The sequence below is a fragment of the Bradyrhizobium sp. WSM2254 genome, assembly GCF_000472645.1.
GTDB classification, from domain to species: Bacteria; Pseudomonadota; Alphaproteobacteria; order Rhizobiales; family Xanthobacteraceae; genus Bradyrhizobium; species Bradyrhizobium niftali.
The window spans coordinates 1-14349 of record NZ_AXAB01000027.1 but is presented as its reverse complement, the minus strand read 5'-3'; the positions used below and the strand labels follow the sequence as shown (position 1 = coordinate 14349).

At 63.9% G+C, this 14349-nt stretch carries 12 protein-coding genes; 7 read left to right on the top strand and 5 right to left on the bottom strand.

Features of this window, described 5'->3' with window-relative positions:
- Nucleotides 1–142: 142 nt before the first annotated feature.
- Together A3M7_RS0120240 and A3M7_RS0120235 are read left to right on the top strand one after the other, a co-directional pair.
- Nucleotides 143–1042, top strand: coding sequence for a TRAP transporter substrate-binding protein (locus A3M7_RS0120240; protein WP_084302329.1), 900 nt, complete (start codon nucleotides 143–145; stop codon nucleotides 1040–1042).
- Nucleotides 1043–1056: 14 nt separating this feature from the next.
- Entirely contained in the window at nucleotides 1057–3084 is a 2028-nt protein-coding gene (locus A3M7_RS0120235; protein ID WP_027545531.1) for a methyl-accepting chemotaxis protein, read from the top strand.
- Nucleotides 3085–3143: 59 nt separating this feature from the next.
- Here A3M7_RS0120235 and A3M7_RS0120230 read toward each other — a convergent pair whose 3' ends face one another.
- The 4 genes from A3M7_RS0120230 to A3M7_RS44685 form a co-directional block, all read right to left on the bottom strand.
- Nucleotides 3144–3995 carry a carbohydrate ABC transporter permease gene (locus tag A3M7_RS0120230; protein ID WP_027545530.1) on the bottom strand — a complete coding sequence of 284 codons (852 nt, stop codon included), beginning with the start codon at nucleotides 3993–3995 and terminating at the stop codon, nucleotides 3144–3146.
- A complete protein-coding gene (locus tag A3M7_RS0120225; RefSeq protein WP_027545529.1) occupies nucleotides 3992–4864 on the bottom strand; it encodes a carbohydrate ABC transporter permease in 873 nt (290 codons plus the stop codon). Before A3M7_RS0120225 ends, A3M7_RS0120230 begins: the two co-directional genes overlap by 4 nt.
- 95 nt (nucleotides 4865–4959) lie before the next feature.
- Nucleotides 4960–6345: an ABC transporter substrate-binding protein gene (locus A3M7_RS0120220; protein WP_027545528.1), complete on the bottom strand. Its 1386-nt coding sequence runs from the start codon at nucleotides 6343–6345 to the stop codon at nucleotides 4960–4962.
- Between the two features lie 398 nt (nucleotides 6346–6743).
- On the bottom strand, nucleotides 6744–7724 hold the full coding sequence (locus A3M7_RS44685; protein WP_049823592.1) for a LysR family transcriptional regulator: 981 nt from the start codon (nucleotides 7722–7724) through the stop codon (nucleotides 6744–6746).
- Between the two features lie 116 nt (nucleotides 7725–7840).
- Between A3M7_RS44685 and A3M7_RS0120210 the strand changes: the two genes are divergently transcribed.
- Both A3M7_RS0120210 and dctA read left to right on the top strand, forming a co-directional pair.
- Entirely contained in the window at nucleotides 7841–8914 is a 1074-nt protein-coding gene (locus A3M7_RS0120210) for a 4-oxalomesaconate tautomerase (RefSeq protein ID WP_027545527.1), read from the top strand.
- A gap of 54 nt (nucleotides 8915–8968) precedes the next feature.
- Nucleotides 8969–10348 (top strand): C4-dicarboxylate transporter DctA, encoded by a 1380-nt coding sequence (gene dctA / locus A3M7_RS0120205; protein WP_156936946.1) that lies wholly within the window; start codon nucleotides 8969–8971, stop codon nucleotides 10346–10348.
- A gap of 11 nt (nucleotides 10349–10359) precedes the next feature.
- On the opposite strand, the gene A3M7_RS0120200 is transcribed toward dctA, so the two are convergent.
- A complete protein-coding gene (locus A3M7_RS0120200) occupies nucleotides 10360–12288 on the bottom strand; it encodes an AsmA family protein (RefSeq protein ID WP_027545525.1) in 1929 nt (642 codons plus the stop codon).
- Nucleotides 12289–12592: 304 nt separating this feature from the next.
- Here A3M7_RS0120200 and A3M7_RS0120195 point away from each other — a divergent pair, with 304 nt between their 5' ends.
- The 3 genes from A3M7_RS0120195 to A3M7_RS51300 all read left to right on the top strand — a co-directional run.
- A complete protein-coding gene (locus A3M7_RS0120195) occupies nucleotides 12593–13300 on the top strand; it encodes a CoA transferase subunit A (RefSeq protein ID WP_011089830.1) in 708 nt (235 codons plus the stop codon).
- 16 nt (nucleotides 13301–13316) lie between these two features.
- A complete protein-coding gene (locus A3M7_RS0120190) occupies nucleotides 13317–13967 on the top strand; it encodes a 3-oxoacid CoA-transferase subunit B (protein WP_027545524.1) in 651 nt (216 codons plus the stop codon).
- Nucleotides 13968–14243: 276 nt separating this feature from the next.
- A partial coding sequence (locus A3M7_RS51300; RefSeq protein WP_156936942.1) for a helix-turn-helix domain-containing protein occupies nucleotides 14244–14349 on the top strand: 106 nt, incomplete at its 3' end.

The following is a 14349-nucleotide window of genomic DNA, read 5'->3' as shown; positions in this document are numbered from 1 at the left end:
AGGTTAATAATTCATATAGCTTATCTCGCTATCGTCGCCTCGCTTGGGGACGAGGGCGATGAAGCGGCTTTATATTGGTGTGGCCAGCACGGTTCTGGCGTTACTCAGTCTCGCTGTTCGGCCGTCGGCCGGAGCGACACAGATGGTGTCGCTGCTGTACAATGGCTCGCCGCAGTCGCCGCAGCAGATCGGCTCCGACGAATTCCGCCGCAAGCTCGCCGAGCTCGCACAGGGCCGCATCATCCTCGATACACGCGCTGGCAACGCGCTGGGCAGTGAGACGGCGATCCTTGCCGCCATGCGCAGCGGTGTGGTCGACATGGCGACGCTGTCCGGCTCGGTGGTCAGCTCGGCCGTGCCTGAATTCGGCGTTTTCGACGTGCCGTTCCTGTTCCGCGATGCGGCGCAGGCCAAGGCGGTCGCAGAGGGGCCGGTCGGCGCACTGTTCGCCAAGCATTTTGCCGACAAGGGGCTGGTGCTGCTCGCGATCGGCAAGCAGGGCTTTCGCAACGTCACCAATTCGAAGCGGCCGATTCACTCTCCTGCGGACCTCCGCGGCCTGAAGATCCGCGTGCTGCCGAACGACGTCTATCAGATGACCTTCAAGGCGCTCGGCGCCGAGGTCGTGCCGATGGAGTTCACGCAGGTGTACTCCGCGCTGAAGGATGGCCGAATCGACGGGCAGGAGAACCCGGTCATGACGATTGCCACCAGCCATCTCGAGGAGGTGCAGAAATATGCCAGCCTGACCGGGCATTTCTTTGCACCGATCGCCTTCGTCGCCAATCGCGAGGCGTTCCAGGCCCTGAAGCCCGCCGACCAGGCCGCCATCGTCGCCGCAGCCAAGGCTGGTGCGGAGGCGACCTGGCAGAGTGGCGTCGCGGAGGAGACAAAGAAGCTCGAGGAGCTGCGCAAGGCCGGCATGGAGATCATCGAGAAGGTGGATCGCCAGCCCTTCATCGATGCCGTGAAGCCTCTGGAGCCCGAATTCGAGAAGCGCTTCGGCAAGGATCTGCTCGCCCGGATCCGGGCTACGCCGTAATCGCGGGAAACATCATGAACCTGTCATTGCTCCTGTCGCGCATCGGCATCCGCCCGCGCATCTTCGGCGGATTCGCGCTGGTCTTGGGTTTCCTCTGTGTGCTCGCGCTGCTTGCCGTCATGCGGCTGTCCGAGATTGGCGGCACCGTCGGTGATCTCGTCACCAGCGCCGATGGCGATGCCGGCATGGCGAGGGTGCACGCCGCGTTGCTTTCGTCGAATGTCACCGTCGAAAAATTCATCCGCACGCGCAATCTCGGCGACCGCGATAGCGCCATGAAGGCGATCGACGGCTTTGGCCAGACCTTTGACCAGGTCGACCAGCAATTCGCCCGCCTGCCGGCGATTGCCGCCGGTCGTAGCGCGCTGGTGGATGCGCTCGGGACCTATCGAAAATCCTTCGCGGCGGTCGCCGCTGCCGTCGATCGCCTGCGCAGCGCAAGCACCAAGAGCGAGGCCCTCGGCGCCTCGGCAGGCCTCGACGTCGGCGCGATCAACGTCGCGCTTGCCAACCAGCCCGACCGTCTGCTCCAGCCGCTGCGTCTGGCCGGCACGGTGGATGCGATGCGCGTCTCGATGCTGCGTTTCACCATCACCCAGGCTCAGGTCGACGCCGACGATGCTGGCATGACGATCGGCTATGCGCTGGCCGCGGTGGCCGATAGCGAGGCGGAGATCGCCGACGTCGAGGCGCCGCGACTGAAGAATCTGATCGCGGCCCTCAAGAAGGTGCTTGCCGATCAATCGGCGACGCTGACGGAGCTGTCCGCCGCGATGAGCGAGCTGCGCAAGGCGCAGGCCGATCTCATCAAATCCAGCAGCACGATCGATGCCAAGGTTGCGGAGATCAGCCGGGCGCTCGGCGCGACGCGCACCGAGCAGAGCCGGCTGACGGCTGGGTCGGTCGATCAAACCCGCAATCTCGTGTTCACGGTGGCCGCCGCCGCGCTCGTCCTGGGCGCATTGCTGGCCTGGCTGATCGGACGCAGCGTGTCGCGCCCCATCGGCCAGATGACCTTGCGCATGCAGAGCCTTGCGGCGGGCGAGCTCGACGAGGCGATTCCGGGCGGCGGGCGCGGCGACGAAATTGGTCACATGGCCGGCGCGGTCGAGGTGTTCCGCCAGAGCGCGCAGACCGTCCGGCGCATGGAGCAGGACGCTGCGGCGCAGCGCGCCGCAGCCGAGACGGAACGCGCGGCGATGATGGCGCAGCTCGCCGACCGCTTCGATCGCGGCATGGAGGGCGTCATTGGCGGCGTCTCGAGTCGTGCCGAAGAGATGGGGCAGAGCGCCGGAAGTCTTGCTCGCATCGCGGAGCGGGGTCGCTCGCTTGCCGAGCAGGTCGCCGCGACATCGGCCCAGGCATCCTCGAATGTGCAGACCGTTGCGGCGGCGACGCATCAACTCGCCGCCTCGATCAAGGAGATTTCGAGCCAGGTCTCGCGCTCCGTATCGGTGTCGGATCAGGCAAGGGGTGAAGCGTCGCGGACCGAGGCGCTGATGCGCGCGCTGTCGGATTCTGCCGAGCGGATCGGGACGGTGGTCCAGCTGATCCAGGCGATCGCGAGCCAGACCAACCTCCTGGCCCTCAATGCCACGATCGAGTCGGCGCGGGCCGGCGATGCCGGCAAGGGCTTTGCCGTGGTCGCCAACGAAGTGAAGAGCCTCGCAACCCAGACCGCGCGCGCCACCGAGGAGATCGCGGGGCTCGTTGCCGAGATACAGGGCTCGACCGGACAGTCGGTCGCTGCGATCGGCCAGATCGGCAGAACCATCGCCGAGATGACGGAGATCGCGACGACGATTGCCTCAGCCGTCGAGGAGCAGGGAGCGGCAACCAGCGAGATCGCGCGCAATGTCGAGCAGGCCGCGAACGGGACATCGGCCGTGACCGACCAGATCGGCGCCGTCCGCACCGTCGCCGGCGAGACCGATGCCGGCGCCGAAGCCGCGCTCACGGCCGCCTCGGCCTTGCAGGATCAGGCACGTGCGCTCAAGAAAGATGTCGCAGAGTTCTTGCAGACCGTGCGCAAGGCAGGGTGAGAGTATCTCCCCGCGGCTGCCCTTCTACGGGCGCACCGCGGGAAGCGCGCGTCTGACATTCAGGACTTCACCGCACCCGCAGTGAGCCCGCCCACCATGTAGCGCTTGAAGGCGTAATAGATCGCGGCCGGCGGCAGCGCGTAGATGAAGCCGGTGGTCATCAAGAGCTCCCACGGCGAGTCGTCGGCGGCGAGGAAGTTGCCGAGGGCCACGGGCAGCGTGATGTTGGTGTCCTTGGAGAGCAGCAGGAATGCGTAGAGATACTCGTTCCAGGCGAGCAGCACCGCATAGGTGCCGATCGCGACCAGCGACGGCATCATCAGCGGCAGATAGACCAGGCGGAACAGCTGCAGCGTGGTCGCGCCGTCCATCACGGCGGCTTCATCCAGCTCGACCGGCAGCTTGTCGGAGGCCTGCTTCAGCACCCAGATCGCGTAGGGGCTGGCGATCGTCACCATGGCCAGGATCAGCGCCCAGTGATTGTTCAGGAGGCCGTAATTGCCCATGGTGCGGTACATCGGCACGGCGAGGAACGCCGCCGGGATGAAATAGGTGAACAGCGCCAGGTTCATCACCCAGCGGCCGCCCGGCACCTTGAGCCGCGAGATCGAGAATGCGGCGGCGGTCGCGATGAACAAGGTCAGCCCGCCTGCGGCCAGCGCGATCACGGTCGAATTCCAGAACTGAATCCAGAAGTCGCGCAGGAAATAGTGCTCCTGGTAGAACACAATGTGGAAGTTGTGCAGCGTCGGATGATCCGGCCACAGCTTGCCCGAGAACGCGTCCTCCTTCGGTGAGATCGCGAACAGGAACATGTGGTAGATCGGAATCATGGTCCATATGAAGACCGGGATGCCGATCAGCAGCAGCTTGGCCTCGTTGCCAACTTCGCGGAGGGTGGGAAGCTTCATCGCGACAACCGTTTCATCATGAAATAGACCAGCGGCAGCACCAGTGGCATCGCGACGACGATGGAAGCCATCGCGAGCGAGAGCTGGTCGAGCCGGAGATAGCGGATGCCGAGCGTCGACAGCACATGCGTCAGGTCAGCCGGGCCGCCGCCAGTGAGCAGATAGACGCTGTTGAAGTCCCCTAGCGTCCAGATCATCGAGAGCAGCGTGCAGGTGACATAGAGCGTCTGCATCGACGGCCAGGTGATGAAGCGGAACTTCTGCCACCAGCTCGCGCCATCCACCTCGGCGGCCTCGAACAGATCGTGCGGTATCGCAAGGCGTCCGGTGATCAGGATCAGCGTCCAGAACGGCAGCGATTTCCAGATGTGGACGCCGATCGCCATGGTCAGCGCCACCGTCGGGTCGTTCAGCCAGTTCGGGCCGTCGTCACCGGTAAACGAGAAGATGAGGTGGTTGATCACGCCCCATTCGGGATTGAGCATGAAACGCACCGACAGGATGGTCGGGATCGACGGCACCGCCCAAGGCAGGATGAAGATCACCGAGAGCCATTTGATCCAGGTGCGCTGCTGGGCGAAGAAGCCGGACAGGAACAGCGCGATCAGCATCTTGATGTTGATGCCGATGACCAGGAAGATCAGCGTGTTGACAGCGGCGCGCGCGAAGATCGGGTCGTTGTAGAGCGCGACATAGTTCGCCGGTGCCCGCGCCAGCCACAGCCCGTAGCAGACGGGATAGACGACGAAGGCGAGGAAGACCAGCAGATAGGGCGCGAGCAGCACGATGCCCCAGACCTGCGCCGGGGTCAGCCGCGACGACAAGGGCGGCGCGGGGATTGCCTGATCGCCAGAGAGCGTGATCGCCATTCTTTTCGAACTCTTCAAAGAGATGCCGGCCGCGAAACGCGGCCGGTGTTGTTCTTATACCTCTCCCCGCAAAGCGGGGAGAGGGGAAGGGTGATTTAGCCCGCGACCTGCTTGATGCGGGCGATCAGCTCGTCGACCGCCTTGTCCACCGGCACCTTCTCGCTGACCACGCGGTTCATCGCCTTGGCCCAGACGTTTTCGTTGTTCAGGATCGTGAACTTCCAGTTCTTGGTGAAGTCGAACGCGGCGGTGCCGCCCTTGAACTGCGCATAGACCGCCTTGCGATGCCGGTCGGCCTGCCAGAACGGGCTTTCCTGGCTTTCCTTGGTCACCGGGAACCAGCGGCCAAGCGCACCCTCGATATAGGGCCGGACGTTCTCTTCCTGGAGCAGGAAGGCGATGAACTGCTTGGCCTCAGGCTTGTTCTTGGCCACGTTGAAGACCAGCCCGGTCTTGACGTCGGAGCGGTAGCGGATCGTCGTGCCGTCCGGCGCCTTCGGGAAGGAGGCGGTGATGATGTCTTCCTCATACGCCTTCTTGCCGGCCGCGCGCTGTTCGGGCGTCAGCGTCTGGTTGTTGGAGTCCTCGAACCATTTCGCCGCGATCGAGATCGTGAAATTGTGGGTCATCACGATGGTCTTGTTGTGGAACGCGACGTTGTTGTCCGGATCCTTCCAGGTCGTGGACGAGGGCGGGGTGCAGCCCTTGATGTAGGTGTCGGTGTAGTCCTTCATCGCCTTGATCAGGTTCTCGCGGACCTTGGGATCGTCGACCAGGAGCTTGCCGTCGTCGTCGACCAGCTTGACGTGGTAGGCGTCCATGAAGGTGTAGAACGACTGGAAGGCGTCGGTGGATTCGACGCCCATCGGCTGGCCGACGGCGTAGATGCGCTGGCCGGTGGCCTTGCGGATCCCCGGCTGCACCTTGTCGCACCAGAACGTCCAGTAGCCTTCCCAGTCGTTCGGGATGTCGCTCTGCTTGAAGCCGGCCTTGTCCAGCATGTCGTTCCAGATCTGGACGTGCATGCTCTGCTGCTTCAGCGGGAAGCCGTAATAGGCCTTCTTCTTGGTGACGTCGTTATAGAGGATCGACGCATCCAGCGTGTTCTGCACGAACCGATCCTTGATCGGCTCCATGATGTCGGTGAGGTCCTCGAGCTTGCCCTCATAGGCCCACTTGCCCTGCACCTGCACGTCGTAGGTGTCGGCATAGGCAACGTCCGGCACGGTGCCCGAATCGAGCGCGGCGACCGTCTTCGGAATCATGTCCTGGATAGCGTACTGCGACAATTCGACCTTGATGCCGGTCTTGGCCTCGAACTTCTTGATCGTCTCGATGAGCGCGTCGTCTTCGGACCGATAAAATCCCTTGCCCCACCAGACCGTAATCGTCTTCTGCTGCGCAAATGCGGGTGCAGCGGCTGCGAACAGCCCCGCCGCAGCGACCGCCAGTGTAACTGCGCCAATAACCTTGGATCTCACGTTTTTCTCCCTCAAACGGCCGGTGTTTTTAACCGGTCGTATAAAACACTAGCGCATGGCCGCCAGCCGATCTAGCGGCATCTTGTCAGACCTAGGTCGTGGGCCTTGCACCGGAGGAGATGCTTAATGTGCGCATCGATCCAATCGCTGCATCAATTCGCGGCAATCAATTCGGGTTCTGCGTTCTGATCGCCTGACCATGTGCATCCGTACCTGCTCGGGACTGGCGAAGCCCGGCTTTGTAAGCGGTATGAGGACTGAACGCAGCGCAGTCGGCTGGCCACACCACGGTGCTGCGGCCGGAGGACCCAAAATGCCTCTGAAAACACGGCGGGGCTGATCCGAGGAACTTCCGGTTCGACAGGGGAACGGTCTTGCAGCGCTGCGTTGCTGAGCTATCAGCTTTTCCTCTTCAGGCCCGCCGAAACGGCGTTCGAATTGGCCTGAGCGGATCGGGGCTTCGGCTTGTCTTGCCTGCGCGCCCCGGAAGGCGTGTGCCACGCCTCGAGGAGCATCTTGAGAAACTGGCTCGCGTGGGAAGATAGCGTCGCCCCGTGCCTGCGCACGATTCCGATCGTCCGCGACACTTCCGGCTCGATCAAACGAACGGTGTGAATGATGGGGTGACCGGCCGCCGGCGTCGCGAGCCTCGGAAGCACGGCGATGCCGAGTCCCGCTTCGACGAGGCCAAGCGAACCGGAGAGGTGAGCGACTTCATAGGACCAGTTCAGCTGCAGGCCGTGTCGCGCCAGCGCATTGTCGATCAGCGCGCGATTGCCGCTGTTGCGACCGACGGTGATGACCCGGTGCGACAGGATCTCCGACCAGCTGACCTGTTTGCGCGACGCCAACGGATGGTCATGGCGGCAGGCCAGGACGAAGGGATCCTCAACAAGTTTCTCGAATTCGATTTCGGCATGCGACGCACCGATGAAATTGATGCCGAAGTCGGCTTCTCCGCGCGCGACCGCCTCCAATCCCTCATTGGCGCCGATGTCCAGGATCCGGATGCGAATGCGCGGATACGCTTCGGCAAACCTGCCGATCGCACGCGGCAGGAAATAGAACACCGCTGTCGGCACCGCAGCCACCGAGACCAGGCCGGAACTTCGCGCGCCGATATCGTGGATGGCGAGCACCGAGGTCTCGAACTCGTCGATGAGGCGGCGCACCTTCGGCAGGAAATCGCGGCCGGTCATGGTGAGATTGACGTGACGCGTCGAGCGTTCGAGCAGCGGCGCACCGAGACTTTCTTCCAGCTTCTGTATGCGTCGGCTCAGCGCAGGCTGCGACAGGTTCAGCGCCCTGGCGGTGCGCACGAAGCTTCCCGTCTCCGCCACGGTGATGAACGCCTTGAGGTCGAGAAGTTCTGCGTTCATGGCACGCTCCATTGTATCGATAATCGGAATAATACATCAGATATTTGCATTTCACAAAATAGTTCGGTCGAGGGATGCTCCGGATTGAGCGAAGTTGTCGCGAACGGAACAGCACCATGAACGATCAGATTGCCATTCCCTGTGTGGTCATGCGCGGGGGCACCTCGCGCGGACCGTTCTTCCTGGCCCGCGATCTTCCGGCCGCCCCCAAACTGCGCGACGCGATCCTGCTATCTGTGATGGGAGGGGGGCACGATCTTGGAATCGATGGGATCGGCGGCGGCAATGCCGTTATCAACAAGGTCGCGATCGTTGGACCGGCATCGGTGCCAGGCGCCGATGTCGACTACCTGTTCGCCCAGGTGCGTGTTCGTGAAGGCATCGTCGATACCTCCCCGAACTGCGGAAACATGCTCGCGGGGGTGGGGCCATTCGCAATCGAAGCCGGCCTGGTCGCCGCCGCCGCGGATCGCACCCATGTGCGGATTCACAATGTCAACACCGGCAAGCTGATTGACGCGACCGTTCCGACCCCCGCAGGGCGCGTGACTTACGACGGTGAGGCGCGGATCGACGGCGTACCGGGAACGGCCGCGCCGATCGAGTTGTCGTTTCCCAACGCGGCCGGCGCACGCACTGGTTGTCTCCTGCCCACCGGACGACCGGTCGATCGCATCGAAGGGATCGATGTGACCTGCATCGACGCGGCGATGCCCGTCATGCTGGTCCGCGCGGCGGATCTGGGGTGGTCCGGCCGTGAGGCTCCCTCCGACTTCGCCGACGGCGGCTTTCGCGCGCGTCTCGAAGCTTTGCGCATCGAGGCCGGACGCCGGATGGGCTTTCCAAATTCCGCGACCATGGTGATTCCGAAGCCGGTTCTGATTGCGCGCGGAGGCGAGGCGACGTTGAACACCAGGTATTTCATGCCGCATGAGTGCCATAACGCGCTGGCGGTGACCGGCGCTGTCGCGATCGCGACGGCATGCGTCACGCCCGGGACGATCGCGGCAGAGATGGTCGGACCATTGGCGCCGCCGGTGCCGATCACCCTCGCCCATCCCTCCGGCCAGCTCGTGGTTCTGCTGGAGCCCGGCCCGGTCGCCCGGGTGCTGCGGACGGCCCGCCGAATCTTCGAGGGCCACGTCTTCGCCCGTCGATCGCACGTGCCTCATTTGGTGCTGGCGGCCTGAAGCCGGACTGCTCTTAAACCGCAAGAATAACACAAGGGAGAAACGAGAATGCAGATGCGAGCGCCGGCTGGGTCCGCGAGCAGCGAGCCGCGAAAGCCGTTCTACCGGATTCTCTACGTCCAGGTGCTGATCGGTCTCATGCTGGGTGTCCTCACGGGCCATTTCTGGCCCGAATTCGGCGCCGCGCTGAAGCCCTTTGGCGACGGCTTCGTCAAGCTGGTCAAGATGATGATCGCGCCGATCGTATTCTGCACCATCGTGAGCGGCATCAACAGCATCAGCGATTCCCGCGAGGTCGGCCGCACGCTGGTGAAATCCATGGCGCTTTTCTACCTGCTGACCGTGCTCGCGTTGCTGGCCGGGCTGATCGCCGTGTCACTGATCCAGCCGGGCGTTGGCATGCATGTGTCCGTCAATACGCTGGATCCGTCGGTGGCCGCGAAATTTACTAAGCAGGCAGGTGCGACCGGATTTGCGGACTTCATGCTGCACATCATCCCGCACTCCTTCTTTGGAGCGTTCGCCGATGGCGACGTGCTGCCGGTGTTGCTCGTCTCCATCCTGATCGCCTTTGGCCTGAGCCGCGCCGGCGATGGCGGCGTTGTGGTGACGAAGGCGGTCGAGTCGTTCTCACAAGTTCTGTTTGTGTCCTTCGGCTTCATCATGAAGCTCGCTCCGCTCGGCGCCTTTGGGGCGATGGCGTTCACCGTGGGGCGCTACGGCATCCGATCGATCGGCTCGCTCGGACTGCTGATTCTGACCTTCTATATCGCCTGCTCTGTCTTTGTGGTCGTCGTGCTTGGGACGCTGGCGCGGCTGAACGGCTTCAGCCTGTGGAAGACGATCCGCTACTTCAAGGAAGAGCTGCTGATCGTGCTCGGCACGTCGTCGTCGGAGCCGGCGCTGCCGGGCGCGTTGCGCAAGCTGGAGCAGCTCGGATGCCGGAAAGGCGTGTCAGGGCTCGTGTTGCCGATGGGCTATTCCTTTAATCTGGACGGCAGCGCCATTTACCTCACCCTGGCGTCCATCTTCATCGCGCAAGCCTGCGACATTCATCTATCGTGGGGGCAGATCGCGGCGATGCTCGGACTGATGCTGCTGACGTCCAAAGGGGCGGCAGGTGTCACCGGCAGCGGCTTCGTTGCGCTTGTCGCGACCCTCTCCGTCATGCCGGATCTGCCCGTGACCGGCGTGGCGCTGCTCGTCGGCATCGACCGGTTCATGTCGGAGGCGCGGGCGCTGACCAGCATGATCAGCAACTGTGTCGCGGCCATCACCATTTCGCTGTGGGAGGATGCCTGCGATCGCGAGGTATTGGCCCGTGAACTGGGGCAGAGCCTCACGCGCGAGGTCGCGGCGGGGACGGCGATCGGCGGAGCAACAGTGGTGCAGGAAAACGAGAGCTGGATTTCGACGACGCAATCGGCCGCTTGAACCCGATCACTCTAGTTCGACTTCGCATTTTCCTTGGCGTTCTCCGCCGTCGGCGAGTCTGCCGGGGCGGGACGCTTGCCGCCGCCGGTGATGCGCTCGATCGCGGAGCGCACGGCGTCGCCCGCCTTGCGGTCCTTGAGCATGTCGAGCAGGGGTGCGGAGGCCGGCGAGCGGCGGATCAGGCTTTCCGGATCGGGGAAGATCAGGGGATCATCCCAGGGACCCTGCACCACGAAGGGCAATTCGAAGCCCGAGGCGCTGTTGAGGCTGGCCACGCCCTTCATGTCGTATTCGCGCGTCGGCACCGAGGCGGTGCCGGTCATCGTGATCTTCGCCGCCGGCCCTTCGACGCGGATGTCCTCGGCGGTGGCGACCCCGTCGGAGAATTTCACCGCGATGGTGAGATTGTCGTAAGGCGTCGAGCCGTTGCGGAAATTGCCGCCGCCGGACAGCGGCCGGCGCTCCAGCCGCTTCAGGAGCTGTTCGGCATTGAAGCCCGAGATCGCGCCGTCATGCCCGGTGACGGTGGCGCTGCCGTCGAGGGACTGTACGAGGCCGAACGGGCTCGAGCCGGAGGCAACGAGGGAGACGTTGATGTTGCCGCGGCCGGACAGTTTGTTGAGGCCGAACAGTTCGGAGGCGCAGGCCTGGAGGTCGACGTCGGTGAACTGGAATTGCGCCTTGATGTCGGCGACGGCGTCGGCGCGCGCGATGCCGAACGAGCCCTTGGCGATACCGCCATAGATCTGGGCCTCGCCCACCGAGAGCGCCAGCGTGCCGTTGCGCAAACTGGCGCCGATCGCGGTGCGGCCGAGCTTCGACGGCCCGACCGTCAGCCGCGCCGCCGACAGGCGCATGTCGAGGTCGGTGGTCGAGAGCCCGTTGAGATCGAACAGCTGCCTGTTCCAGTCGCGCGCGCCGCTCGCGAGCAGGCGGAAGGTCGAGATATAGGGTGTGAAGTCGAGCGTGTCGGCGGCGAGCGTCGCCTGGAGCGTCTGCCGGCCGTTGTTGGCGTAGGTCATGACGCCCTCGGCGGCATTGCCGTCGAGCTCGACATTGACGTTGGTGAGCGCGATCGATGCGCCGACGACATTGGCGCGCGCCTTCAGCGCGAAACGGCCGAAGCCACCGCTGGCGGGCTGCGGCTGGCCGGTCCAGCGCAGTGCGTTGCGCAAGGACGGGCTGTCGATCGTGAGCGTGCCTTCCATCATCGGGCTGGTGCGGTTGGCGACGCTGCCGTCGAAAGCGAGCTTGAGCGGGGCGCTGGCGATCCGCGCCTTCAGGCCGGAACGGTCGCCGGAGAGGGCGGCGACGAAATCGGCGAAGCTGATCGAGCCGTCGACGCGTTCGCCGCGCCAGTCGAACTGGCCGGTCGCGGCGAAGGAGCGCGAGATCGAGGGCCAGGCCAGCGACAGGTCGATGTCGTCGAACTGCTCGGTGGCGTGCGTGGCGGCGTCCTCGTAGTTGAGCACGCCGTCCTGGATCCGGATCTCGGAGAACGAGACCTGATTTTCGGCGCCGGGCTTCATGGTGCGCGCAATGGTCTGGATGAAGGGCGTCCAGTTGCTCTCGCCGTCCGGCTTCAGGCTGACATGGATGCGCGGCCGCAGCAGCGTCAGGTCGGCGATCTCGAACCGTTGCAGCAGCAGCGGCAGCAGCCGCAGATTGGCGGTGAGCACGTCGACACGGAGCGCGGGATCGCTGGTGCCGCCGCCCTTCAGGCCGACGTCATGGAAGGAGATGTAGCTCGCCGGCAGCAACGAAATGTCGATGGCGCCTGCGACATTGAGCTCGAGCCCGGTGACGTCGCGGATCTGCGCTTCCACGGCCTTGCGCAGCGCGTCGCGGTTGATGAGCCAGGAGGTCGCGATCAGGGCGATCAGCGCGACGCCGAGCAGCGCCGCGATCGGCGTCCCGAGGCGCTTCATTCCTTGGGCCATGGTCAATGGCATGTCCTGATCGGGTTGGTCGTTGGAGCCAGAAGGGCGGGCCGGGAAACCCGCGCGCCCCACGCCCAAGTCCTGTTACGTTACAAGTCCTGTTAGGTTAAGTGTCGCAACTTGATGGGTTTTCTTGTCGCTTTCAAGGCCGCGGGCGGTCTTGCCCACGGCGTGGGCAGCTTCTACCACCGCCCCGCGGCGCGGAGAACCCCGTATCATTGACGGCTTCGGACGATTTCGCCTAATAATCGCCGCCAATAAGGCGCGACGCCCGCAAGCCGAAGGTTCAGTCGAGGTTTTTTGCATGAACAAGGTCTATCCCGACGCCAAGTCGGCGCTCGACGGCATTCTGAAAGACAACATGATGATCATGTCGGGCGGCTTCGGCCTCTGCGGCATTGCCGAGGAGCTGTCGGACGCGATCCGGGAGTCCGGCGTCAAGGGGCTGACGGTCGTCTCCAACAATGCCGGCGTCGACGGCATCGGGCTTAGCCGCCTCCTGGAAACCCGGCAGATCAAGAAGATGATCTCGTCCTATGTCGGCGAGAACAAGCTGTTCGCCCAGCAATTCCTCGCCGGCGAGCTGGAACTCGAATTCAACCCGCAGGGCACGCTGGCTGAGCGCATCCGCGCCGGCGGCGCCGGGATCCCGGCCTTCTACACCAAGACCGGCGTCGGCACGCTGATCGCCGAAGGCAAGGAAGTGAAGGAATTCGACGGCGAGAAGTACCTGATGGAGCGCGGCCTGTTCGCCGACCTCGCCATCGTGCACGCCTGGAAGGGCGATACCGCCGGCAACCTCATCTACCGCAAGACCGCGCGCAACTTTAACCCGATGATGGCGACCGCCGCCAAGATCACGGTGGCCGAGGTCGAGCATCTGGTTCCGGCCGGTGAACTCAATCCCGACCACATCCACACGCCCGGCATTTTCGTGAAGCGCATCGTCGAGGTCGGTACGGCCAAGAAGCGCATCGAATTCCGCAACACCCGCCCGCGCACCGCCGCTTAAGCGTCAGGAGACTCACATGGCCTGGACCCGTGAACAGATGGCTGCGCGCGCCGCCAAGGAACTGCGTGACGGCTACTACGTCAATCTCGGCATCGGCATCCCGACGCTGGTCTCGAACTTCATCCCTGATGGCGTCGATGTGAGCCTGCAGAGCGAGAACGGCATGCTCGGCATGGGACCGTTCCCCTATGAGGACGAGGTGGATGCCGACCTCATCAATGCCGGCAAGCAGACCGTGAGCGAGCTGCCCTCGACCTCGTATTTCTCGAGCGCGGATTCCTTCGGCATGATCCGCGGCGGCCACATGGATCTGTCGATCCTCGGCGCCATGCAGGTGGCCCAGAACGGCGATCTCGCCAACTGGATGATTCCCGGCAAGATGGTCAAGGGCATGGGCGGCGCGATGGACCTCGTCGCCGGCGTCAAGCGCGTCGTCGTGGTGATGGAGCATTCCGCCAAGGACGGCTCGAAGCTGCTGAAGAAGTGCAATCTGCCGCTGACCGGCGAGCGCGTGGTCGACATGGTCGTCACCGATCTTGCCGTATTCACCATCGACAAGCACGGCGACGGCGGCATGGCGCTGATCGAGCTCGCCGACGGCGTGACGCTCGACGAGGTCAAGGCCAAGACCGAAGCCGAATTCCGCGTCGCGCTGAAGAACACCTGAGACGGCGGTCGCGCATAATCGTGAGATGGCCGGGCTTCGCCCGGCCATTTTCGTTTGATCGTGCAAGATGGCCAAGGACGATGACGCCTGCGAGATAGCGGGGCGCGACCACATTCTCGGTGTCGTCCTGGCGAAGGCCAGGACCCATACCGCGAGGTCTATAGGGTGCGGTCGGTGATAGTCCCGGACGACTAGTCTTCGCTAAACTGTATTCGGTGGTTATGGGTCCCCTGAGTTCACAAACGAAGTGCAACACTTCCAACTGGAGGTGTTGCCATGGGGCGGACTTACAAACAGCTCTCCCTTGACGATCGATGCGAGATTGCCCGCCTTTCGGCCAATGGCAACTCGGTCGGGCAAATCGCGGCAGCTTTGGATCGCC

Excerpts from the sequence above, each read along its gene's own strand:
- A3M7_RS0120240 (WP_084302329.1), top strand. The coding sequence starts at position 143 with ATGGTGTCGCTGCTGTACAATGGCTCGCCGCAGTCGCCGCAGCAGATC.
- A3M7_RS0120235 (WP_027545531.1), top strand. The coding sequence starts at position 1,057 with ATGAACCTGTCATTGCTCCTGTCGCGCATCGGCATCCGCCCGCGCATC.
- A3M7_RS0120230 (WP_027545530.1), bottom strand. The coding sequence starts at position 3,995 with ATGAAGCTTCCCACCCTCCGCGAAGTTGGCAACGAGGCCAAGCTGCTG.
- A3M7_RS0120225 (WP_027545529.1), bottom strand. The coding sequence starts at position 4,864 with ATGGCGATCACGCTCTCTGGCGATCAGGCAATCCCCGCGCCGCCCTTG.
- A3M7_RS44685 (WP_049823592.1), bottom strand. The coding sequence starts at position 7,724 with ATGAACGCAGAACTTCTCGACCTCAAGGCGTTCATCACCGTGGCGGAG.
- A3M7_RS0120210 (WP_027545527.1), top strand. The coding sequence starts at position 7,841 with ATGAACGATCAGATTGCCATTCCCTGTGTGGTCATGCGCGGGGGCACC.
- dctA (WP_156936946.1), top strand. The coding sequence starts at position 8,969 with ATGCGAGCGCCGGCTGGGTCCGCGAGCAGCGAGCCGCGAAAGCCGTTC.
- A3M7_RS0120200 (WP_027545525.1), bottom strand. The coding sequence starts at position 12,288 with ATGGCCCAAGGAATGAAGCGCCTCGGGACGCCGATCGCGGCGCTGCTC.
- A3M7_RS0120195 (WP_011089830.1), top strand. The coding sequence starts at position 12,593 with ATGAACAAGGTCTATCCCGACGCCAAGTCGGCGCTCGACGGCATTCTG.
- A3M7_RS0120190 (WP_027545524.1), top strand. The coding sequence starts at position 13,317 with ATGGCCTGGACCCGTGAACAGATGGCTGCGCGCGCCGCCAAGGAACTG.